The sequence below is a fragment of the Bradyrhizobium sp. AUGA SZCCT0176 genome (assembly GCF_018130145.1).
Classification (GTDB): Bacteria; Pseudomonadota; Alphaproteobacteria; order Rhizobiales; family Xanthobacteraceae; genus Bradyrhizobium.
Map to the genome: position 1 here is coordinate 630,841 of NZ_JAFCMB010000001.1, position 23,576 is coordinate 654,416.

Here is a 23,576-nt window from a genome sequence, read left to right on the forward strand (position 1 = left end):
CTGGAGGAATTGCCATGACACAGACGACGCGACGCGAGGTAATGGCGCTGATATCGGGCGCGCTGGCTGGTGCAACCCTCGGCGGCCACGCATTTGCGCAAGGCACGCCGAAGCGCGGCGGGATCCTACGCATCTCGGCGCCTGCCAATCCGTCGAGCCTTGACCCCGCCACCGGCGGCGCCGGTTCGGACCATGCCTTCCTGTTCACGATGTACGACACGCTGACCGAATGGGATTTCGAGACGCTCAAGCCCAAGCCCGGCCTAGCCGAGAGCTGGACCTTTTCGGACCCGACCACCCTGGTGCTCAACATCCGCTCCGGTGTGACGTTCCACGATGGCACGCCGCTCGATGCCGAGGCCGTCAAGTTCAACTTGGAGCGCAACAAGCGCGATCCGAAATCCAACATCAAGGCTGATCTTGCCGCGATGGAATCGGCTGCGGTGACCGGTCCGTTGCAGGTCACGTTGAAGCTGAGCACACCCGACGCTGCATTGCCCGGCATTCTCTCCGACCGCGCCGGCATGATGGTGTCGCCGGCCGCGGTCAAGGCCAGTGCGGCCGGCAATGTCGCGCGCACGCCGGTCGGCGCCGGCGCCTATGCTTTCGTCAGCTGGGCGGATGGCGAGAAGATCGTCATCAAGCGCAACGAGAAATATTGGAAGCCCAACCGTCCCTATCCAGATGGAATCGAGTTCTCGATCATTCCGGAATTGACTACCGGATCGCGGTCGGTGACCGCCGGCCAGAACGATCTGATGTACCAGCTGCCGCCGCGGCAGAAGGCGATCGTGGAGCGCGCCAGCAGCATCAAGATCTTCAACGGCCCGACGCTGTACGTGTTCCAGATCTTCCTGAACTGGGCAAAGCCGCCGTTCGACAACATCAAGGTGCGCCAGGCCTTCAATTTTGCGATTGATCGCGAAACCTTCGTCAAGGCGGCGCTCGCAGGCTTGGCCGAGCCCGCTTACATGAACCTGCCGAAAGCGCATTGGGCCTACGACAAGTCCGTCGCCGGACTTTATCCCTACGATCCCGACAAGGCGAAGAAGCTGCTCATTGAGGCCGGATTTAAGGACGGCTTACCGATCGAACTGGTCGGTTATCCCGATCAGGATTCGGTGCAGCGCCAGGAAATCCTGATCGAACAGTTCCGCAAAGCAGGCATGAATGTGCGCTTCTTGAATGCGCCGATCGCGGAAGCCTCTGCCGCGTTCTTCGGCGCCGAGAAGCGCGGCTCCGGCATTCTCGCGGCCTGGACCGGGCGGCCCGATCCCAGCCTGACCTATTCGCTGATGTTCACCAAGGACGCCTATTATAATGGTGGCCGGGGTGCGGTGCCGCCGGAGCTCGAAGCCGCGATCAAGGAGTCGCGGGCGTCCGAAGACATCGAGCTGCGCCGCAAGGCGTTCGCGACCGTGCAGCGGCTGGTGATGGAAAACGCCTTCGTGGCACCGCTCGCGTTCCAGTTCGAACTGGTCGCGATGAACAAGAAGGTGCAGGGCTACAGGCCGAACCTGCTGGGCAAGCCGAAATACGACGACGTCTGGCTGGAGAGCTAACCGAATGGCGCGACGAAGTCCGACAAGGGTCATCGGCGGCCGCCTGCTGCAGGCGCTGCCCGTGATCCTGCTCGCGACCTTCATGGTGTTCGCGCTGCTCAAGCTGGTGCCCGGCGACATCGCGGTGACGTTGGCCGGCGACAACGCCACCGACGCGCGCATTACCGAAATCCGGAAGGTCTACGGCCTCGATCGGCCGTTCCTGGTGCAGTATGGCGCGTGGCTGGCGAATGTCGTGCAAGGCGACCTGTCGCAATCACTGCTGACGGGCGAGAAGGTCGCAACCTCGATCTCGCGGGCCTTTCCCAACACGCTCCTTATTGTCGCGATCGCGCTGGTGCTGGCGCTGGTCACGGGAATCCCGATGGGGGTGATCGCGGCGATCAAGCCCGATGGCTGGGTCGACAAGACGGTCAGCATGATCGCCTCGCTCGGGGTCGCAATACCCGGCTTTTGGCTGGCGATGATCCTGGTCGCCGAGATTTCACTGAAGCTGAACTGGCTGCCGGCAACCGGCGCGAAATCCTTCAGCGTCTCGCCCATCGAGGCGATCCGGCATGCCCTGCTGCCGGGCATTGCGATTGCCGCCTACGGCATGGCCGAGGTGGCGCGGCAGTTGCGTGGATCGCTGCTGGAAGTGCTGTCGTCGCAATATGTGCGCACCCTGCACGCCAAGGGCCTCTCGATGACCCGGATCCTGTGGCAGCACGGGCTCAAGAATGTCAGCGTCAATCTGTTCACGATCATCAGCATCCTGGTCAACCGCATGCTGGCGGCGACCGTCGTGATCGAAGCCGTGTTTGCGATTCCGGGCCTCGGTAGCCTGATCGTGCGCGGCGCGATCCAGCGTGATTTTCCGATCGTGCAGGGCGTGGTCTTTACGATGGTGATCGTGGTCATTCTGGTGAACCTGATCGCGGACCTGCTGTGCGCGGCCGTTGATCCCCGGATCGAACAATGACGGATTTGGCGCTCGAAACCCCCAAGCGACTGGTCCAGCCGAGCCGGCTGCGGCGGTTTTTCCGCTGGCTGGCGGGCGATCTGCGCGCCGCGCTGGCGATCCTGGTGCTGCTGGTGCTGGTGATTGTCGCGATCGGCGCGCCCTGGATCGCGCCCTATCTGCCGACAGCGCAGGACGCCAACAACATGCTGGCCGCACCGGGGCCCGGACATCTGCTCGGCACCGACGATCTCGGCCGCGACATCTTCAGTCGGCTGATCTACGGCGCGCCGGCAACGGTGTATGCCAGCCTGCTCGCGGTCAGCGTCGCGGTTGCGATCGGCCTGCCGGTTGGGCTGGCCGCCGGGTTCTTCGGCGGCTGGACCGACGATATCATCAGCCGGATCATCGATACGTTTCTGTCATTCCCCGCCATCGTGCTGGCGATTGCGGTCACCGGCGCGCTCGGCATCGGCCTCACCAACGGCATGATTGCCGTGGGCATCGTGATGTTCCCGGCGCTGGCGCGAATCGTCCGCGCCCGGACACTGATCGTGCGGCAGGAGCTCTATGTCGACGCCTCCAGGTGTTTTGGGGCGCCGGCCTGGCATATCCTGTGGAAGCATGTGCTGCCGAACGCCCTGCAGCCGGTGATCGTGCAGGTCACGCTCTTGCTGGCGGCGGCGCTGCTGGCGGAGGCCAGCCTCAGCTTCCTTGGGCTCGGTATCCAGCCGCCAAACCCGAGCTGGGGCGCGATGCTGGCCCGCGCCTACCAGTATATGGAGATCGCGCCGGAGCAGATGTATGCCCCGGGGCTTGCCATTCTGGTGGTCTCGTTGGCATTCAATGCGCTGGGAGAGTCCTTGCGTATCGTGCTCGATCCGACCATGAAGGATCGATAATCCTTTTGCGGAAGCATTTTATGCCCTTCAATAAGCTCCTGATCGCCAATCGCGGCGAGATTGCCATTCGTATCGCGCGGGCCGCGGGCGAGACCGGCCTTGCCACTGTCGCGATCTACCCCACCGACGACGCGCTGTCGTTGCATGTCCGCTCCGCTGACGCAGCGCATGAAATCCCGGGGCGGGGCGCGCGGGCCTATCTCGACATCGAGGCGGTCGTGGCCGCCGCCAAAGCCACCGGCTGCGATGCACTGCATCCCGGTTACGGCTTTCTCAGCGAAAACACCTTTCTGGCCCGGCGTTGTGCGGAAGAGGGCATCACCTTTGTCGGCCCGTCGCCGGAGGCGCTGGATCTGTTCGGCGACAAGGCCAAGGCCAAGGCGCTGGCGAAGGAGTGCGGCGTGCCCATCATCGAGGGTACCAGCGGCCCGACCTCGCTCGACCAGGCCAAGGACTTCTTCGCGTCGCTGGGCTCTGGCGCCGCCGTCATGATCAAGGCTATCGCCGGTGGCGGCGGGCGCGGCATGCGTATCGTGGACGATGCGGCAAAGCTGGAAGAAGCCTATGTGCGCTGCCAGTCCGAGGCCAAGGCGGCCTTCGGCAGGGACGGCGTCTATGTCGAGCGCCTGATTCGCAACGCCCGCCACATCGAAGTGCAGATCATCGGCGACCATCACGGCGCGATCAGCCATCTGTGGGAACGCGAATGCACCATCCAGCGGCGGAACCAGAAGCTGATCGAGGTGGCGCCAAGCCCGTCGCTGAGCAACAGTCTGCGCACGCGGATCATCGACGCCGCCCGGGAACTCGCCGGCGCCGCGAACTACGACAATCTCGGCACTTTCGAATTTCTGGTCGACGGCGACGCGAGGGGCGACGCGCAGGCCTTCGCCTTCATCGAGGCTAATCCGCGGCTGCAGGTCGAGCACACCGTGACCGAGGAGGTGCTGGGCGTCGATCTGGTGCAGGCGCAGCTGGCGGTCGCCGGCGGCGCCACGCTGGGTTCGCTCGGCCTCGCGCAGGCCTATATTCCGAAACCGCGTGGCTACGCGATGCAGCTCCGCGTCAACATGGAGGTGATGGACGAGAACGGTGTCACCAAGCCGACCGGCGGCACGCTCTCCATGTTCGATCTGCCGGCCGGGCCCGGCGTGCGCGTCGATACGTTCGGCTATTCCGGCTACAAGACCAGCGCCGCCTTCGACTCGCTGCTCGCCAAGGTCATCGTGCGCGCGACCGGCCCAAATTGGGCCGACGTGGTGCAGAAGGCCACCCGCACGTTGCGTGAATTTCGCATTGGCGGCGTTGCCACCAATATCCCGTTCCTCGGCGCGGTGCTGGCGCATCCGGATTTCGTCGCCAACCGGATCAATACCGGCTTTATCGATACCCATGTCGCCGCGCTGGTGCACGCGGCGAACGATCTCTCGGCGCCGGAGCTGCTGGAAGCGGGCGCGGCCGTGTCCATTCCCGAGGCCCGCGAAGCCTCGGCTGGGTCAGCCGGTCCGGCCGGCTCCGTCCCGGTGCCGGCGCCGCTGCAGGGTACGATTGTCGCGATCGAGGTACGGGAAGGCGATCTCGTCCGTCCGGGCCAGCAAATTGCCGTGCTCGAATCCATGAAGATGGAGCATCTCGTGACCGCGCCGCATGGCGGCAAGGTGACCAGGATCGCTGCGGAAGCCGGCGTCACGCTGATGCAGGATGAGGCCATCCTGTTTCTCGAACCGGCCGAGATCGATGCGCATGACGTCGCGGAAGAAGAGGATGTCGATCTCGACCACATCCGCCCTGACCTCGCCGAACTGATCGCGCGTCACGCCATCACGCTGGATGAGAACCGGCCGGCCTCGGTCGAGCGCCGTCGCAAGACCAACCAGCGCACGGCGCGCGAAAACCTCGCGCAGCTCGTCGATGAGGGGTCCTTTGTCGAATATGGCTCGCTCGCGATCGCGGCGCAGCGGCGGCGGCGCAAGGTCGACGACCTCATTCAGAACACGCCGGCTGACGGCCTGATCTCCGGCGTCGCCACCGTGAATGCGGAAAAATTCGGCGCGGAAGGCGCGCGCTGCATGGTGATCTCCTATGATTACACCGTGCTGGCCGGCACCCAGGGCCATATGAACCACAAGAAGATCGACCGCATGCTCGGGCTCGCCGAACAATGGCGGATGCCGCTGGTGTTTTACGCGGAAGGCGGCGGCGGCCGTCCCGGCGATACGGATCGGTTGGGCATGACCGGTCTCGACGGGCCGTCCTTTGTGCAATTTGCAAAACTGTCGGGATTGGTGCCTGTCATCGGCGTCGTCTCCGGCTATTGCTTTGCCGGCAATGCCGCGATGCTCGGCTGTTGCGACGTGATCATTGCCACCAAAAACGCGTCGATCGGCATGGGCGGGCCGGCGATGATCGAAGGCGGCGGGCTTGGCGTCTATCATCCGGCTGAAGTCGGCCCGGTGTCGTTCCAGTCGCCGAACGGTGTGATCGATATCCTGGTCGAGGACGAAGCGGAAGCAACCTCCGCCGCGCAAAAATATCTGTCGTACTTCCAGGGGGCGGTGTCGGACTGGAAAGCGCCGGACCAGCGGCTGCTGCGGCGCGCGATCCCGGAGAACCGGCTGAGGGTCTATGACATCCGGACCGTGATCGACCTTCTCGCCGACGAGGGATCAGTACTCGAAATTCGCCGCGATTTCGGCGTCGGCATGATCACGGCGTTCATCCGCATCGAGGGAAAACCGTTCGGGCTGATCGCCAACAATCCAAAACACCTTGGCGGTGCCATCGATGCGCCGGCCGGCGACAAAGCCGCGCGTTTCCTGCAGCTGTGCGATGCCTTTGACATTCCGATCGTGTCGCTGTGCGATACGCCGGGTTTCATGGTCGGGCCCGAGGCCGAAAAGACCGCGATCGTGCGCCATGTGGCGCGGATGTTCGTGACCGGCGCCAGCCTCACGGTGCCGTTGTTCGGCATCGTGCTGCGCAAGGGTTATGGCCTCGGTGCGCAGGCCATGATCGGCGGCGGCTTTCATGCCTCGTTCTTCACGGTGGCGTGGCCGACCGGCGAATTCGGCGGCATGGGCCTTGAGGGCTATGTTCGGCTCGGCTTCCGCAAGGAAATGGAAGCGATCGCCGATCCCGAAGAGCGCGAGAAATACTACAAGGCCAAGGTCGCCGAACTCTATGCCAACGGCAAGGCGGTTTCGATCGCCTCCGTGCTGGAGATCGACGAGGTCATCGATCCCGCTGATACAAGGCACTGGATCATGTCGGGGCTCAGGTCGGTGCCGAAGCCGGAGCCGCGGAGTGGCCGCAAGCGGCCGTGCATCGATGCGTGGTGAGGACGCGAATCCATCCACGTCGTCCCGGCCTTGAGCCGGGACCCATACGCCGCAGCGCCGATTGTTCTTCGCACGCTGTTCGACGGCGTCGCTTCAACAATAGATGACCGGGGTTATGGGTCCCGGCTCAAGGCCGGGACGACATTTTAGCCCAGCCGCAACTCGTCATATCCCTTCGCCGCGACCTCGTCGCATCGCGCGCGGTAGGCCGGGGCGCTGCCGCTGTAGCGGGCGATGATGCGGGTTTGCTTGCCTTCGACGTTGGAATTGATGCCGGTCATCCAGGAATCGATCTCGTTGGACAACAGCCCGACGCCGAGCGCCTTGACGTGATCTGTCCATGACTGCACGCCGGCGGTGGTCGCTTCTATCAGCGTCAATTTATTATCCATCGCAAAGCGTACCAGCCCGGTCACCCAATCGACGCTGTATTCGATGCTGCGCGGGATGTTGCCGAGCGCGGTGTGCGGCCCCATCAGCATCATCATGTTTGGGAATTCGTGGACCATGATGCCTAGGTAAGTCTGCGGCCCGTGCTTCCACTTCTCCTGCAGCCGCGCCTCATTGACGCCGCGGAAGTCGATCTTGTCGAAGCTGCCGGTGAGCGCGTCAAACCCGGTCGCATAGATGATGATGTCGAACTCGAATTCCTTCGCGCTGGTCTTGATGCCCGCTTGCGTGATCCGCTCGATCGGTGTCTCCTTGATGTCGACCAGCTCGACATTGTCCTGGTTGTAGACCTCGAAGTAAAACGTCTCCAGCGGCAGCCGCCGTGTGCCGAACCCATGGTTCTTCGGAATCAGCTTCTCGGCGACCTCGGGGTTTTTCACCCGCTGGCGGATTTTCCGTGCCACGAAATCGCTGATCGTCGCATTCGCCTTGCGGTCGATCAGGATGTCCTTGAAATTCCCCTGCCAGATCCCAAAACCGCGCTCGCCATAGAGCCGCTCATAGTTGGCTTCGCGCTCCTCGTCGGACACCTCGAACGCGCCGCGCGTGTCAGGCGTGTGGACGAAGCAGGCAAAAGTCTCCTGGCAGCGGGCAAATATCTCGGGATAGCCGGCCTTGATTTTCTTCTGCGTCTCGGCGTCGATCTTGCCGTTGTGCAGCGGCGCTGCCCAATTCGCCGTTCGCTGGAACACCGTCAGATGTCCGACCTGCCCGGCGATGGTCTGGATGGTCTGGATGCCGGTTGCGCCGGTGCCGATGACAGCGACGCGCTTGCCGGTGAAATCCACCGGTTCTTTGGGCCAGCGCGCGGTGTGGAACGATGCGCCCTTGAAATCGCCGAGACCTTCGATTCGGGGCAGCGTAGGCGTCGAGAGCGGACCGATCGCCGTGATCAGGAAGCGGGAGTTGAAGCGGCTGCCGTCTTCCAGCGTGATCGTCCAGCTCCGGGTTTCTTCGTCGTAATGCGCGGCCTTGACCCGCCTTTCGAACTGAATGTCCCGGCGCAGATCGAACTTGTCGGCGACATAGTTGCAGTAGCGCAATGTTTCCGGCTGGCCTGCAAAATGCTCGGACCAGTCCCACTCCTGCAGCAACTCCTTGGAGAAGGAATAACCATAGGAATAACTCTCGGAATCGAAGCGTGCTCCGGGATAACGGTTCCAGTACCAGGTACCGCCGACATCGGTGCCCGCCTCGAATACGTGCACGCGCAAGCCCAGTTCGCGCAGCCGGTAGAGTTGGTACATGCCGGAAAGGCCGGCGCCGATGATGATGACGTCAAGATCCGGAATCGGCGTTGCTCCCAAGTCTGTTCTCAATGTATGTCCTTGGCACCAAAACTATCCGTTCTTGCGCCGGTGGACAAACCCCGCCTGGACGCGTGGCAGGGTTGCAGGTTTGCCGCCGGGCTGCCTCTCGCGCCTTTACTCATGGCCATATCTGCCCCTATCGTCGAAGGCAGGAGCGCCCGGCAAGCGGCGACGGAAACAGGGGAGGGACACGATGGCCCAGGCGCTGCGCAAGCTGGCCTCGATCGACGTCAGCGATCCCCATTTGTACCAGGACGACAATTGGCGGCCGCTATTCGCCCAGCTGCACCGCGACGATCCCGTGCATTATTGCGAGGCCTCGCCGTTCGGGCCGTATTGGTCGGTAACGCGCTACGACGACATTTTTACCGTCGAACTCGACCACGAGAACTATTCGTCGAACTCGGAACTTGGCGGTATCCAGATCGCCGATCAGCCCCTCGGCCAGGAGTTTGCCAACTTTATCCGGATGGATCCGCCGGGCCATACCGCGCATCGCCGCACCGTTTCTCCCATCGTGGCGCCGTCAAACCTCGCCAACCTCGAGGCGCTGATCCGTAAGCGGACCTCGGACGTGCTGGACGCGCTGCCGCGCCATGAGACGTTTGACTGGGTGGCGCGGGTCTCGACCGATCTCACCAACATGATGCTGGCGACGCTGTTCGATTTTCCCTGGGAGGACCGCGAGAGGCTGACCTGGTGGTCCGATGTTGCGATCGCCAATGTCGAAGCGCCGGATGCTGTCGTGCATTCGGCGGAGGAGCGCATCGCCGAACTCACCAAAATGGGCGAATACTTCCGCAAATTATGGGATGCCCGCGCCAACGCAGCACCAACCTTCGATTTGATCTCGATGCTGGCGCACTCGCCGGCGACCCAGAATCTGCAGGCACGCGAATTCATCGGGACGATTGCGCTTCTGATCGTCGGCGGCAACGACACCACGCGTAATTCCATGACCGGCGGGCTGATGGCGCTGGTCGAAAACCCCGAGCAGTTCGAATTGGTGCGCAGCCGGCGCGAACTGATTCCCAACCTCGTTTCCGAATCCATCCGCTACCACACGCCGGTACTGCATATGCGCCGCACCGCGCGCAACGATGTGGAGTTGGCCGGCCGCCAAATTGCAAAAGGCGACAAGGTGGTGATGTGGTACATCTCCGGCAATCGCGACGAGGAAAAGATCGATCGCCCCGACGAATTCATTGTCGATCGCGCCAAACCCCGGCAGCATCTCGCCTTCGGCGCCGGCATCCACCGCTGCGTCGGCGACCGGCTCGCCGAACAGCAAATCCGCATTCTTTGGGAGGAAGTGTTGCAACGGGATCTCAGGTTCGAAATCACAGGGCCGCCGCAGCGGCTCTATTCGAATTTCATCCGCGGCGTTCGTTCGCTGCCGGTAAGGATTGTGAATTGAACTCGTCATTCCGGGGCGATGCGAAGCATCGAACCCGGAATCTCGAGATTCCGGGTTCGCTTCGCGCCCCGGAATGACAAGAGGAACTGGAATGAACGATCCCGTTGACGTCCTGATCATTGGCGCCGGTGCCTCCGGCGCCGCTGTCGCCTGGAGCCTCGCCGATACCAAGATGCACATTCTCTGCCTCGACCAGGGCGGCTGGATGAATTCTTCCGAATATCCGAGCACCGGGCGTGACTGGGAAGCTAAGTTTTACGGCGACTGGTCGACCAGCCCGAATATCCGCGGCCGGCCCGAGGACTACCCGATCAACGATGACAATTCGCCGATCAAGGTGGTGAATTTCAACGGTGTCGGCGGTTCGACTGTCATGTACACCGCGCATTGGCCGCGGCTGCATCCGTCCGATTTCAAGGTGAAGACGCTGGACGGCGTCGCCGACGACTGGCCGATCGATTACGACGCGCTCACCCCGTTCTTTGAAGAGAACGACCGCATGATGGGCGTCTCGGGCCTATCGGGCGACCCGCGTTCGCCGCTGACGCGCCCGCCGATGCCGCCGCAGCCGCTCGGGCTCTCCGGCCCGCTGATCGGCAAGGCCATGAACAAGCTTGGCTGGCACTGGTGGCCGTCGGATACCACGGTCGCGACGATGGACTACGAGGGCAGGGCGCGCTGCATCAATCTCGGCCATTGCACGCCGGCCTGCGCGCAAGGCGCAAAAGCGTCTACCGACATCACTTATTGGCCGCACGCGATCCGCGCCGGCGTCGAACTCAAAACCCATTGCCGGGTGCGCGAGATCCTGACCAACGAGCACGGCATGGCCTCGGGCGTCGTCTACTACGACAAGGATGGCGTCGAGCAGTTCCAGCCGGCCGAGGTCGTGATCATCGCCTGCAACGGCGTCGGCACGCCGCGGCTGCTCTTGAATTCGGTCTCCGGCCGTTTTCCGAACGGGCTTGCGAATTCTTCCGGACTGGTCGGCAAGAACCTGATGTTCCATCCCTATGCGCAAATCTACGGCTTCGTTAAGGAGCCGACCGACAGTAACCGCGCGCCGCCGACCTGCCTCTGGAGCAAGGAGTTTTACGACACAGACCTCTCGCGCGGCTTCGTCCGCGGCTACGGCATCCAGTTCGGCCGCGGCGCAGGGCCGGTGTTCGAAGCCGTCGCGAGCGAGCAGAAGGGCATCTTGCCGTGGGGCGCGGATCATCACCGCGTCTTCCGCAAGCTCAATGGCCATCGGCTCGGGGTCTCGGCGATTTGCGAGGATCTGCCCGAGGAACACAACCGCGTCACGCTCGATCCCGTGCTGAAAGACAGCCACGGCATTCCCGCGCCGAAAATCGATTACACGATCAGCGAAAACAGCCGGAAGATGATGGCGCACGGACTGGCGCGGGGTAAGGAAATTCTCGAAGCCGCGGGTGCCACCGACCTCTGCATCAACGACCCTATCCCATGGGGCGGCTGGCATCTGCTCGGCACCGCACGCATGGGTACCGATCCGGCGCGCTCCGTGGTCAATGAATGGGGCCGGTCGCATGACGTGAAGAATCTCTTTATCGTCGACGGCAGTGTGTTCGTGACCTCAGGCGGCGTGAACCCGACCTCGACCATCCAGGCGATCGCGCTCTACGTCGCCGACCAGATGAAGCAACGTCTAGCCAATCTCTTCGACTGAGGCCGCCATGTCCGCACCCAATGAACTGACCTCAGCCCAGCGCGACGATCTCCGCATCGTCGCTGCGATGATCGTCCCCGCCAGCGACGAGTACAAGGTGCCCGGCGCGGACGACCCCGCGATCCAGGCCGACATGCTGGCGACGCTCGGCCGCGACACCGCGCTGGTACGAGAGGCGCTCGATCATCTCGCGCGCCTTTCCGGCAAACCGCTCGCCGACCTCGACCCGGTGCGGCGCGATGCGGTGGCGCAGGAGTTTCGCGCATCGGGTGGTGCTGCGGCCGCAACCCTCGTTCGCGTCATGCTGCAATGTTACTACCGCGACGATCGCGTGCTGCGATCGCTCGGGCTGGAACTTCGCGCGCCGTTCCCGCAAGGCTACACGCTGGAACAGGGCGACTGGTCGCTGCTCGATCCGGTCAAGGCGAAGCCGCCGAACTTGCGGCGGGCCACGTAAGCTCAGGGCAGGTTTGCGCGCAGGTTTAGGCTCTTGCGGCAAGGTAATCCCGTAACCATCTGACGGGCGAAGGAATTCGCCATGTTGGATTTTACCCCAGATAACGCCGATGACGCTCCGTCATTGCGCGCGACCGAACACGCCCTTGATAACGACCAGGCCCTGCTGGACGCCTATTCCAACGCCGTGATCGGCGTGACCGAGCGCGTCGGCCCCGCCGTCGTTCGCGTCGAAACTGGCCCCAAAGTGCGCACCGCGCGGGAGCGCGGCGGCCTCGGGTCGGGCATCGTGATCTCGCCGGATGGCCTGGTGCTGACCAACAGCCACGTGGTCGGATCGTCGAAAGAAATCCGGCTGCGAGATACCGAAGGTTTTGTCACCGCCGCGCACGTGCTTGGCGTCGATCCCGACACCGATCTGGCTCTGCTGCGCGCCGACGGTGCACGGGACCTGCCGTATGCATCGCTCGGCAATTCCAAGAGCCTGCGCCGCGGCCAACTCGTGGTCGCGATCGGCAATCCCCTGGGGTTTGAATCGATGGTGACCGCGGGTGTGGTGTCGGCGCTGGGACGTTCGATCCGCTCGGTGAGCGGGAGGACCATCGAGGACGTGATCCAGACCGACGCTGCGCTCAATCCCGGCAATTCCGGCGGGCCGCTGGTGTCGTCGGCAGCCGAAGTGATCGGGATCAACACTGCGATCATTCAGGGCGCGCAAGGCATCTGCTTTGCGGTCGCCAGCAACACCGCGCAGTTCGTGCTGTCGGAGATCATCCGCCACGGCTATGTGCGCCGCGCCTATATCGGTGTGTCCGGCCAGACCGCGCCGATCCCGCGGCGGCATGCGGTGGTGGCCGGCGTCGACAACACAATGGGCGCGCTGCTGGCGCAGATCGAGATTGATAGCCCTGCGGCACAGGCCGGCCTGTTGCCGGGAGATGTCGTGATCAAACTGGATGGCGTCGAGATCAACGGCGTCGACGATCTGATCCGCGCACTCGACCGCGACCGCATCGATCGCAAGCTGGAAATGGACGTGCTCCGCATGGGCAGGTTGCGGGCGGTGGATATTCATCCGGTGGAGCGCAAGCGCGCGGCAAGGCAGTAATTATTGTATCAGCGAGCTCTGCTCTTCCTCTCTCCGCTTGTGGGAGAGGGTGGACGCGACGCGTAGCGTTGCGTACGGGTGAGGGGTTGTTCTCCGCGGATAGAGACCTCTCGGCGGATAGAGACCCCTCATCCGGCGCTTCGCGCCACCTTCTCCCACAAGGGGAAAAGGAAGAAGAGACGCCCGTCGTTCGCGCGATATTACTGCCTCAACGCCGCCAGCAATTCATCCGGCGCTTCGACCATCATCATGTGGCCGGCGCCCGGCAGCACCACGACGCGCGCGTTCGGTGTTGCCGCCGCCAGCGTCTTGCCGGCCTTTACCGGGGTCATCATGTCGCGCTCGCCGAGAATGAACGTCGCGGGCACCTTGACGGCCACGGCTGCCGCGAGCGCGCCCTCATACGAATTGCAGGCGTTGAGATCGTTGTACAGCACACCCGGGCGGGTCTGCTGCAGCACGCGCTGCGCGCCCTGATGCATCCATAGTCCAGGCGCGAGGCTGCCGCCGAGTTCGGCCTTGAAGCCGAGACCCCAGATCGAGACCATGTCGATCGCATCGGGATTGTTGAACTCCGCGGCCTTGAGCAGGTCGGGGCCGACCGTCATCGTGGCCGCGGTGCCGATCAGGCTGAGTCCTGAAACCTTGTCTGGATGGCGCGCCGATGTTTCCAGCGCGATCAGCGACCCCATGGAATGGCCGACCAATTTTGCCTTGGGCGCGCCGGCCGCATCCAGCAGTGCCGCGGTCCAGTCGGCCATGTCTGATATCGTCGGCAAGGCATTGCCGGACGAACGGCCATGGCCGGGCAGGTCCGGCGCCAGCACGGCATAGCCGTGATGGGCGAACCAGCGGCTGTGCAGCGCCCAGGTCGAGTGATCGAAACCCGCGCCGTGCAGCATTACGACCGCGGGCAAGGACGGATCGAACGGCCGCCCGCCGGTGGCAACAAACGTATCGGACCCTTTGACTGACAGTTGCATGGCTCACACCTTCTGCGATGCGCGAAGCGCCTGGCCGAGATCGTCGATGATATCAGCCGCAGCTTCAATGCCGACCGATAGCCGCACCAGCTCCTCGCCGACGCCGGCGGCCTTGAGTTGCGCGGCGTCCATCTGCTGATGCGTGGTGCTGGCGGGATGGATCACCAGCGTCTTGGCGTCACCGACATTGGCGAGGTGGCTGACCATGCGCAGCGTCTCGATGAATTTCTTGCCCGCGGGCCTTCCGCCCTTGATGCCGAAGCTGACGATCGAGCCGGCGCCCTTCGGCAACAGCCGCAGTGCGAGTTGGTGGTCGGGATGATTTTCCAGCGCGGGATGCAGCACCCACTCAACCGCCTTGTTGGCTTTGAGGAATTCCAGCACCGTGAGCGTATTGCTCATATGGCGTTCCATGCGGACGCCCAATGTCTCCACGCCCTGCAGCAGCTGGAACGCATTGGTCGGCGACAGGCAGGCGCCAAAATCGCGCAGGCCCTCAGTGCGGGCGCGCATGATGAAGGCAGCCTGGCCGAACTGCTCGTCGAAGACGATGCCATGATAGCCAGCATAGGGCTCGGTCAGGACCGGGAATTTGCCGGAATCGTGCCAATCAAAATGGCCGCCATCGACAATGACGCCGCCGATCGCGATGCCGTGGCCGCCGATCCATTTGGTCGCCGAGTTCATCACGATGTCGGCGCCAAGCTCGATCGGCCGGCTGAGGAACGGGGTCGCAAAGGTGTTGTCGATCAACAGGGGTATTTTGGCGTCATGGGCGATTTCCGCGACCGCCGGAATATCCAGCACCTCGAGGCCGGGATTGCCGATGGTCTCGCCGATGACAAGTTTTGTGTTCGGCTTGATTGCGTCGCGGAACTCGTCGAGCGCGCGTGGTTTCACGAATGTCGTGGTGATGCCGAAGCGCGGCAGCGTATGCGCCAGCAAATTGATGGTGCCGCCATAGAGCGAGGAGGAGGCGACGATATGGTCGCCGGCGTTCAGGAGGGTGGCGATCGCCAGATGCAGCGCCGCCATGCCGCTCGCGGTGCAGATCGCGCCGACGCCGGCTTCCAGCGCCGCAAGCCGCTCTTCGAGCACCGCGGTCGTCGGATTGGAAATGCGAGTGTAGATATGTCCGGCGCGTTCCAGGTTGAACAACGCGGCGGCATGGTCGGAATCCTGGAACACGTAGGACGTGGTCTGATAGATCGGCACCGCGCGGGCGCCGGTGACGGGATCCGGGCGCTGGCCGGCATGCAGGCTCAGGGTTTCAAAGGCAGGCGGCTTGGGTGCGGGCATGCGGGCCTCGTCAAATCGTTTGGGTAGCCAGGGATTGTGTGTTGCCGGTTCAGACGTGCACGGCGGCGCGGACGCGGCCGGCATTTCCGAATACGCGTATGTATCGCTCGACTTCGGACGGCGAGCCTGTCGCCTTTTCCGGATTGTCCGACAGTTTGACGGCCGGCCGTCCATCCACCGACGTTACCTTGCAGACGATCGAGATCGGATCGAGATCGGCCGATCCATCCGGCGCGCAGCCGACGAAATCATTGGTGAGGTTGGTGCCCCAGCCGAAGCTGACACGGACCCGCCCGGTAAAATGGCGATAGGTCTCTTCGATCGAGCCGACGTCCATGCCGTCGGAGAACACCAGCAGCTTCTCCCGGGGATCACGGCCCTTCTGCTTCCACCACGTGATGATGTCTTCGCCAGCCGCAATCGGCGGCGCGCTGTCGGGGCGAAAGCCGGTCCAGTCGGCGACCCATTCCGGCGCATCGCGCAGGAACGGCTTGGTGCCGAAGGCGTCGGGCAGGGCGATCAGCAAATTGCCGCCATAGGTATGGCGCCATTGATCGAGGATGCGATAGGGCGCCCAGCGCAGCTCGGTATCGTCATTCGCAAGGGCCGCTGCAACCATCGGCAATTCATGCGCATTGGTGCCGATGGCTTCGAGATCATTGTCCATCGCGAGCAGCACGTTGGAGGTGCCGGTGAAGGAGGATCCGAGGCCTTCCTTGACCGCCTCGACGCACCAGCGTTGCCACAGAAAACCGTGACGGCGGCGGGTGCCGAAGTCGGACAACCGCAAGCCTTCCAATTTGCGCAGCCGCTCGACCTTGGTCCAGAGTTTTGCCTTGGCGCGGGCATAGAGCACGTCGAGCGCGAACCGCCCCTGGCCTTTCAGGGCCTGGCGTGAGCGCAGTTCGTTCAGGATCGCGAGCGCCGGGATTTCCCACATCGTGGTGTGGGTCCACGGCCCGTGGAAATGCAGTTCATACTGGCCGTCCACCTTGCGCAGCTCGTATTCGGGCAGGCGGAAATTGGCGAGCCAGTTGATGAAGTCCGGGGAGAACATCTGGGTCTTGCCGTAGAACGTATTACCGGCGAGCCAGATCAGTTCCTTCTTGGTGAAGCGGATGGAGCGGGCGTGGTCGAGTTGGGCGCGCAACTCGCCCTCATCGATGGTTTCGGCCAGCCGCACATGCTTGCTGCGGTTGATTACCGAAAACGTCACCTGCTGATCCGGGTAGAATTCCCGAATCATCTGCAGCATCAGCAGCTTGTAAAAGTCGGTGTCCAGCAGGCTGCGCACGATCGGATCGAGCCGCCAGCCGTGGTTGTAGGTCCGGGATGCAATATCTGTGACTGCCATGCTGGAACTGTATCGTGGTCGCGACGGCCCAACCAGTGGCTTTTGGCGGCGGCATGGCAGCTCAGCGCGCCATTTCCTGCCGGATTCGCCCAACGGTTGCGTGGATATCGCCCCATCCCGGCCGATCCGGGGCAAATTGTCGCCGCAGGTAGGCGGCCAGCTCCGCAACCTGGCCGTCGGTCAGGCTGTCCTTGAAGGCGGGCATATAGCCGAGGTCGCTGGTCACGGGGGCTTTGATGCCGTGCAGGATCACCTGGATCAGATTGTCAGGCACGGCGCTGTGCAAATTGCTGTTCAGCGCCAGCGACGGCCGGCTGCCGAACAGGGGCGCGCCGCCGACCTCGTGGCAGACCGCGCAGGCGCCCTGGTAGATCCGTGCGCCGACGCTGGAAGCCGCAACAAGCCTGGTGCTGGTCGCGGCCTCGAGTTTGGCAGCGAGCGCGTCCTGTGCGGGCTTATCGGTAGCGGTCTCGTTGAACGAGCCGAGATAGACGGCCATGGCGCGGATGTCCTGATCGGGCAGCGCGGCGAGTTCCTTCACGACCGGTGCCATCGGTCCCGCGGCGACGCCGTGCAAGCGCGACTCGCCGGTTCGCAAATAGGCGTAGAGCTCATCCTCGCTCCAGGGGATCGGCGCTTGCGACAGCGACGTCAGGGCAGGGGCTTCCCAGCCTTCCGCGAAGCCGCCCGCGAGGTAAGCACTTTGCTTCTCTGCACCCAGCGCGTTGCGCGGCGAATGGCAGGCGCTGCAATGGCCGAGGCCTTCGACCAGATAGGCGCCGCGATTCCATATGTCGGATTTGCTCGCATCCGCCTGGAATGGTTTTGGTTGATGGAATAGCGCGTTCCATCCGGCCAGCAGCGGGCGGATGTTGAACGGGAACGCCAGCTTGTTTTCCGGATTTTCCGCGCGCACCGGCGATTGCGCCATTAGATAAGCATAGAGCGCCTGCAGGTCGGCATCGGTCGTCTTCGCGAAATGCGGATAGGGAAACGCAGGATAAAGATGCTTGCCATCGCGATGGATGCCTTCGCGCATGGATCGCTCGAAGGCGGGATAGGACCACGCGCCGATGCCGGTTTCGACTTCGGGCGTGATGTTGGTGCTGTAGATAATCCCGAACGGCGTTTCCAGCGGCCGGCCGCCGGCGTTGAGCACGCCATTGATGCTGGTATGACAGACCGCGCAGTCGCCGAGCGCCGCGAGTTGCTGGCCGCGCGCGATGGTCGCCGCCGAATAGACCGACGCATCCGGCCGCGCGATCGGCGCGATCGCGCGCCACGGCAGCACGGCGGCGCCGACGCCGATCACCGCCGCGCATAACGCCGCCGCCGTCGCCAGCACGCCGCGCCGTCCGGCAAACGGGTTTTGCCATTTGGTCAGATCAGGTGCGGGCTGCGGCGCAGGCAGAGCCTCCGGCACCACTGTCGCTTCGCCATGCAATCCCCGCAAAATGCGTTCCGGCGTAAACGGCAACTCGCGAAACCGCACACCGGTCGCATCATAGATCGCGTTGGCGATGGCAGCAGCGCTCGGCACCGAGGCGGACTCGCCGACGCCGAGCGGCGGCTGATCCTGCCGCGGCAGCATCAGCACGTCGATCTTGGGCACGTCAGGGAATTTGATGATGGGGTAGGCGCCCCATTCGCGCGCCGTGACCTGTGCGCGGTCGAACGACACTTCCTCCATCAGCGCGCGGCTGGTCGATTGGATCACGTTGCCGTGGATCTGGTGACGCACGCCGTCCGGATTGATCATCAGGCCGGAATCCTGACCCGCGACCACGCGGGTGACGCTGACATCGCCGGTCGCCTTGTTGACCGCGACGTCGGCGATCCATGCCGACCACGCCGCGCCATAGCCCGGGAATTTGCTGTGCACATAGAGCGCATAGGCAAAGCCGCGCCCGCGCACGATGTCGCCCTCGGCTTCGGGCTCCTGTCGTACCGGCCGCGGTTTCCATCCCGCGCGCTCGGCCACCGCGTTGACGAGATCGACGGCCCGCGCGTCCTTCAGATAGCGCAGGCGGTATTCGATCGGATCGACGCCAGCCTCGGTGGCGAGTTCGTCGATATAGGATTCATGCGCGAAGGTATTAGGCAGCGCCGAGACGCCGCGAAACCAGGAGGCGCGCACGATCGGCGGCATGTCATGCGCCACCACGCGCATGTGATCGTAATCGTAAGGCGGGATCGCGGTGCGGTCGCCCATTTCGAACACGGCGGGCTCCGGCGCGATCCGCCCCGTCAGCAACAGCGCCAGCGTCGGCGCGCCGTTGGAGGGATAGCGCGTTGAAAAATCATATCCGGCCACGCTGCCGTCGGCATTCAGCCCGCCATTGACGTCCATCAATTGCCCGGTGCCCTTCGGCTCCCAGGCGTGTTCCTGCTCGCGCGTCAACTGCACGCGCACGGGACGGCCGACCGCGCGCGACAGCAGCAGCGCGTCGGCGGTGACGTCGTCGGCGCAGTTGCGGCCATAGCACCCGGCGGCTTCCATCCTGATAACATCGAGTTCGGCTTCCGGCCGTTCGATCAACAGCGCGAGGTCGGCGCGCAGGATGTGCGGGTTTTGCGTGCCGGACCACACCCGTACCGCGCCATCCTGATAGTCGGCGACCGCGCAGGAGGGGCCGATCGAGCCGTGCATCTGATACGGCCAGACGTAAGTCCGGGCCATCGGCTTGGCGGCGGACGCGATGGCGGCATCGACGTCGCCCTTGTCGATCAGCGTCCGCGGCGTCGATGGATTGGCGCGCAGTGCCGTTTGGAGATCGCCAAGGTCGGGCAATGTCGGCACCGGCTTCCAGCTCACCTTGAGCTGCGCCGCCGCCTTGATCGCGTTCTCTTCGCGCTCGGCAACCACGCCAATGAAATCGCCGATCTTCACCACGGCCACCAGCCCGGGAACATCGCGCACCGAGGCTTCGTCGACCGCGATCAAGCTGGTGCCGACGAACGCCCCGGCATCGATGCCGGCATAAGGCGGTCGCACGACGCGGCCATGCAACATGCCGGGCACGCGCATATCGTGGACGTAGACCAGTTCGCCGGTCGCCTTTGCCGGCAGGTCGACGCGGGGCACCGATTGCCCGACGATGGAATAGGCGCCGACATCCTTCAGCGGTACGTCGTCGATGAGCTCAAGCCGAATGATCTCGCCAGCGATCAATTCGCCATAACTGACAGTGCGGTTGTCCTTGCCGCGGATCAATCCATCCTCAATCGAGAGGTTCTCGACCGGCACCTCCAGCCGTTCCGCTGCACGTGCGATCAAAAATTGCCGCGCCTGCGCCGCGGCCTTGCGCAGCGGCACCGCCGTGATCTGGATGGTTTCGCTCGCGATCGTCGCGCCCTGGTTGGGGACAACAGAGGTATCGCCGAGCACGACAACGACGCGGGCAAAGGACACGTCGAGTTCCTCGGCGACGATCTGTCCGAGGGCGGTTCGGATTCCGGTGCCGAGATCGACATGGCCGTTATAGGCGGTGACCGAACCATCAGCGGTGATCTTGATGAAGGCTTCGAACGCACTCGCTTCTGTCGGACGAACGACCGACAGCGATCCCTGCTGTGGTACCTGCGTCGAAGGATTGTCCGACGTGGCCATCAGTCGTGTACCTCGACGACATGGCCCGCGGCGCGCATGGCGGCGCGGATGATCTCGATATGTGCGCCGCAGCGGCACAAATTGTAGCGCAGCGCCTCCAGAACTTCGGTTTCGGAAGGATGCGCGTTGCGCGTCAAGAGCGCCTTGGTGCTGATGATCATGCCGTTCAGGCAATAGCCGCATTGCGCGGCCTGCTCGTTGATAAAGGCCTCCTGCACCGGATCGGGATGCGCGCGCGAGCCGAGGCCTTCGAGCGTCACAATGTCGCGCCCGGTGCAGCCTTCAATCGGAATCACGCAGGAACGCGCCGCTTCGCCGTCGATCAGCACCGCGCAGGCGCCGCACTCGCCGAGCCCGCAGCCATATTTCGGTCCGTTCAAGGCGAGGTCGTTGCGCAGCACATAGAGCAATGCGGTGTCGGGCGCGGCGTCGACATCGCAGCTTTTGCCGTTGACGGTCAGGCGCATCGTGCTCTGCGTCATGCTCTGCGCCTTGATCCCCAAGAAACCCTAAGTCCGGTTGCGCTGCAAAATATCGTGCGGAAGGTGTTTCGAAGATACCGTTTGTATACAAACGTGCAAGCGGTGCGTTCCGCGGGCCGACTGCCGCCCACTTTATAAACAACGGCACGAGGCAAATGAGTTTTTATGCGGCAACCGCGCCTTTTCGCTGTTCCGCCCGCTTGACAGGATTTCCGTCCGCGCGCAACATCGTTCGTGTACGAACAAAATGATCGTCTCGCGGGAATGCGGGTATGATCGACGCCTCCCAGCGAGCAGGCTTGTTCACGATGACGGATACGACGACTGCCGGTGGCGACAAGATCCGCTGCGATGCCTGTCCGGTGATGTGCTACATCAAGCCGGGCGCGGCGGGCGCATGCGATCGCTATGCCAACCACGACGGTGTACTGGTACGCGTCGATCCGCACATCGTGCTGGAGCGAACGGTGTCGCATGGCGGACGGCTGGTGCCGTTCCAGGCCGGCGGCGGTGATTGGGACGGCAAGCTCGTCCGTGAGCCCAATGTGTTCGTGACTGCGATCGGCGCCGGTACGACGTACCCCGACTACAAGCCGGCGCCCTTCATCGTGTCGTCGGAGATCGACGGCGTCGACATGGTCACCGTCGTGACCGAAGGCATTTTCAGCTATTGCGGCGTCAAGGTGAAGATCGACACCGATCGCCATCTCGGTCCCGAGACCGCGACCGTCCGCGCGCAGGGCGAGGCGATCGGCCATGTCACGACAGGCGAATACGGCTCGCAGATGCTCTCGCTCGGCGGCGTGCATCATCTGACCGGTGGTTCCAAGAAAGAAGGGCGCGTCACCTGCGACGCGCTGATGGACCTCTCCAATTGCAAGCCGGTCGAACTCACGATCGACGGCGGCGCCACCGTGGTGGTGCAGGCCGGCTATCCACCGATCGTCAATGGCGTCGCGGAAGAGCGGATGCGGGTCGGCTGCGGCTCGGCGACGATCGGCATGTTCGCCAAGCAGTGGCACGGCAAGGTCGATGAGGTCGTTGTCGTGGACGACCACATCACCGGCGTTCTCTCGGAGCATCAGGCCGGCAAGCTGCTCGATATTCCCGATACCGGGATCAAGATGAAGGGGCGGCGCTCGACGCCGGGCCGTTATTTCCAGGTCGCCGAGCCCGGCACCGGCTGGGGCGGCACCAAGATCTCCGATCCCTTGTCGGTGCTGGGCCCGTTCAATCCAAAGGAGGCGCGGCCCGGTCTGACCATGCTGATGGTGTCGACCACCGGCGAGCATGCCGCCTATTACGTGCTCGACGAGGCGCTCAGGCCGGTTGAGACGCAAATGCCGCTCGATCTGAAGCTCTCGGTCGAGCGTATCCAGGAAAATTGCGAACCGGCGCTATGCACGGTGTTGTTCATGGGCGGCGCCGGCGGCTCGCTGCGCGCGGGTGTCACCGACAATCCGGTGCGGCTGACGCGGTCGGTCAAGGACGCGCTGACACGGGTCACCAGCGGTGGCGCGCCGGTTTATGTCTGGCCTGGCGGCGGTATCACCTTCATGGTCGACGTCACGCAGATGCCGGCGGGTGCATTCGGCTATGTGCCGACCCCGGCATTGGTCGCCCCGATCGAGTTTACCTTGCGGCTGTCGGACTATGCGGCGCTGGGTGGTCACATGGATTACGTCCGGCCGCTGGCCTCGCTCAAGGACAACACCGAAGTCCGCCCGATGCCCTACATTCCGGGACGGCACGCATGAAACGCCTCCCGCAAATTGCGCTTCTTCCTGACGGGAAACGGCTGCATTTGCAGGACGGTCCGATCGATCTGATCATCGAGGCCAAGGGGAACGCGGCGGAGGTCCGAGCCGCCCATGATGCTGCAGCGCGGCGCTTTACCGGCTTGCTTGATGAACTCTGCGAGGAATTGGCGATGCTGCGCCAGGCGGCTGATCCTGTGCAGTGCACGCTGAAAGGCATCGTCGCGCGCCGCATGCATGCGGCGGTGGCGCCGTTTGCGTCAGATCATTTCATCACACCGATGGCGGCGGTAGCGGGCTCGGTTGCTGAAGAGATTCTCGGCGCAATGCTGGGCGCAGCGTGTCTCGATCGCGCCTATGTCAATAATGGCGGTGACATCGCACTGCATCTGATCGGCGGCGAACAATTCAGCGTCGGCCTGATGGACCGGCCGGACCGCCACGGCCTGATGCGCACGATGATCGTCGATGCCGACGATCCGGTCCGGGGCGTCGCGACCAGCGGCCGCCATGGCCGCAGCTTCTCGCTCGGCATTGCCGACGCTGTCACCGTGCTGGCGCGAACGGCCTCAATGGCGGATGCCGCCGCCACCATCATCGCCAATGCCGTGGATCTGCCCGGCCACCCCGCGATTGTCCGCTGTCCGGCCAATGAATTGCAGCCCGACAGCGATCTCGGTACGAGCCTAGTTTCGCGCGATGTCGGGCTGTTGACCGAAGGTGAGGTTGAGGCCGCGTTGGGGACGGGGGTTGTCTGTGCCCAGAAGTTACTGGCAGCCGGATTGATCGAAGGCGCGGCGTTACGCCTGCTTGGCGAAACGCTCGTGGTCGGAACTACTGGCAGCGGGGTGCCTGCGTTGCATGCCCATCACGGAAGCGCGATAGAAAGTGCAGTTCATGCTTGAGCGGGAAAAAGGC

16 protein-coding genes are annotated in these 23,576 nt (G+C 63.7%); 10 read left to right on the forward strand and 6 right to left on the reverse strand.

The genetic code is table 11. The features are described 5' to 3' along the window. The first annotated feature begins 14 nt into the window (after positions 1 to 14). From JQ600_RS02950 to JQ600_RS02965, 4 genes are read left to right on the forward strand one after another with little or no spacing between them, the layout of a single operon-like run. Positions 15 to 1,562 (forward strand): ABC transporter substrate-binding protein, encoded by a 1,548-nt coding sequence (locus tag JQ600_RS02950; protein ID WP_212389065.1) that lies wholly within the window; start codon positions 15 to 17, stop codon positions 1,560 to 1,562. 4 nt (positions 1,563 to 1,566) lie between these two features. Further along, positions 1,567 to 2,523, forward strand: a complete 957-nt coding sequence (locus tag JQ600_RS02955; protein ID WP_212265118.1) for an ABC transporter permease — start codon at positions 1,567 to 1,569, stop codon at positions 2,521 to 2,523. Beyond that, positions 2,520 to 3,404 carry an ABC transporter permease gene (locus tag JQ600_RS02960; RefSeq protein ID WP_212265117.1) on the forward strand — a complete coding sequence of 295 codons (885 nt, stop codon included), beginning with the start codon at positions 2,520 to 2,522 and terminating at the stop codon, positions 3,402 to 3,404. Before JQ600_RS02955 ends, JQ600_RS02960 begins: the two co-directional genes overlap by 4 nt. Positions 3,405 to 3,424: 20 nt before the next feature. Then, on the forward strand, positions 3,425 to 6,742 hold the full coding sequence (locus JQ600_RS02965) for a carboxyl transferase domain-containing protein (protein WP_212389066.1): 3,318 nt from the start codon (positions 3,425 to 3,427) through the stop codon (positions 6,740 to 6,742). 146 nt (positions 6,743 to 6,888) lie between these two features. Here the strand turns inward: JQ600_RS02965 and JQ600_RS02970 are convergent, their stop codons facing one another. Next, on the reverse strand, positions 6,889 to 8,499 hold the full coding sequence (locus JQ600_RS02970) for a flavin-containing monooxygenase (protein WP_249135650.1): 1,611 nt from the start codon (positions 8,497 to 8,499) through the stop codon (positions 6,889 to 6,891). 196 nt (positions 8,500 to 8,695) lie between these two features. Here JQ600_RS02970 and JQ600_RS02975 point away from each other — a divergent pair, with 196 nt between their 5' ends. The 4 genes from JQ600_RS02975 (at position 8,696) to JQ600_RS02990 (ending at position 13,173) form a co-directional block, all read left to right on the forward strand. Next, a complete protein-coding gene (locus JQ600_RS02975; protein WP_212489671.1) occupies positions 8,696 to 9,919 on the forward strand; it encodes a cytochrome P450 in 1,224 nt (407 codons plus the stop codon). A gap of 91 nt (positions 9,920 to 10,010) precedes the next feature. After that, positions 10,011 to 11,609, forward strand: a complete 1,599-nt coding sequence (locus JQ600_RS02980; RefSeq protein WP_212389067.1) for a GMC family oxidoreductase — start codon at positions 10,011 to 10,013, stop codon at positions 11,607 to 11,609. 7 nt (positions 11,610 to 11,616) lie between these two features. Then, positions 11,617 to 12,066 carry a hypothetical protein gene (locus JQ600_RS02985; protein WP_212389068.1) on the forward strand — a complete coding sequence of 150 codons (450 nt, stop codon included), beginning with the start codon at positions 11,617 to 11,619 and terminating at the stop codon, positions 12,064 to 12,066. A gap of 81 nt (positions 12,067 to 12,147) precedes the next feature. Further along, on the forward strand, positions 12,148 to 13,173 hold the full coding sequence (locus JQ600_RS02990) for a S1C family serine protease (protein WP_212489672.1): 1,026 nt from the start codon (positions 12,148 to 12,150) through the stop codon (positions 13,171 to 13,173). Positions 13,174 to 13,373: 200 nt separating this feature from the next. Here the strand turns inward: JQ600_RS02990 and JQ600_RS02995 are convergent, their stop codons facing one another. The 5 genes from JQ600_RS02995 to JQ600_RS03015 all read right to left on the reverse strand — a co-directional run bounded on the left by JQ600_RS02995 (position 13,374) and on the right by JQ600_RS03015 (position 20,901). Next, positions 13,374 to 14,156: an alpha/beta fold hydrolase gene (locus JQ600_RS02995; RefSeq protein WP_212389070.1), complete on the reverse strand. Its 783-nt coding sequence runs from the start codon at positions 14,154 to 14,156 to the stop codon at positions 13,374 to 13,376. A gap of 3 nt (positions 14,157 to 14,159) precedes the next feature. After that, entirely contained in the window at positions 14,160 to 15,455 is a 1,296-nt protein-coding gene (locus JQ600_RS03000; RefSeq protein ID WP_212389071.1) for an O-acetylhomoserine aminocarboxypropyltransferase, read from the reverse strand. A 49-nt stretch (positions 15,456 to 15,504) separates the two neighbouring features. Further along, the gene (gene pncB, locus JQ600_RS03005; protein WP_212389072.1) at positions 15,505 to 16,809 is read right to left on the reverse strand and encodes a nicotinate phosphoribosyltransferase; all 1,305 of its coding nucleotides are present in this window, start codon (positions 16,807 to 16,809) and stop codon (positions 15,505 to 15,507) included. 61 nt (positions 16,810 to 16,870) lie between these two features. Continuing rightward, entirely contained in the window at positions 16,871 to 20,419 is a 3,549-nt protein-coding gene (locus JQ600_RS03010; RefSeq protein ID WP_212489673.1) for a molybdopterin cofactor-binding domain-containing protein, read from the reverse strand. Continuing rightward, complete coding sequence (locus JQ600_RS03015) at positions 20,419 to 20,901, reverse strand: (2Fe-2S)-binding protein (protein WP_212389074.1); 483 nt, start codon at positions 20,899 to 20,901, stop codon at positions 20,419 to 20,421. Before JQ600_RS03015 ends, JQ600_RS03010 begins: the two co-directional genes overlap by 1 nt. A 272-nt stretch (positions 20,902 to 21,173) precedes the next feature. On the opposite strand from JQ600_RS03015, the gene JQ600_RS03020 reads away from it, so the two are divergent. Together JQ600_RS03020 and JQ600_RS03025 are read left to right on the forward strand one after the other, a co-directional pair. Further along, positions 21,174 to 22,658 (forward strand): 6-hydroxynicotinate reductase, encoded by a 1,485-nt coding sequence (locus tag JQ600_RS03020; protein ID WP_409363301.1) that lies wholly within the window; start codon positions 21,174 to 21,176, stop codon positions 22,656 to 22,658. Then, complete coding sequence (locus JQ600_RS03025; RefSeq protein WP_212389075.1) at positions 22,655 to 23,563, forward strand: UPF0280 family protein; 909 nt, start codon at positions 22,655 to 22,657, stop codon at positions 23,561 to 23,563. The genes JQ600_RS03020 and JQ600_RS03025 overlap by 4 nt, the downstream gene beginning before the upstream one ends. Positions 23,564 to 23,576 lie beyond the last annotated feature (13 nt).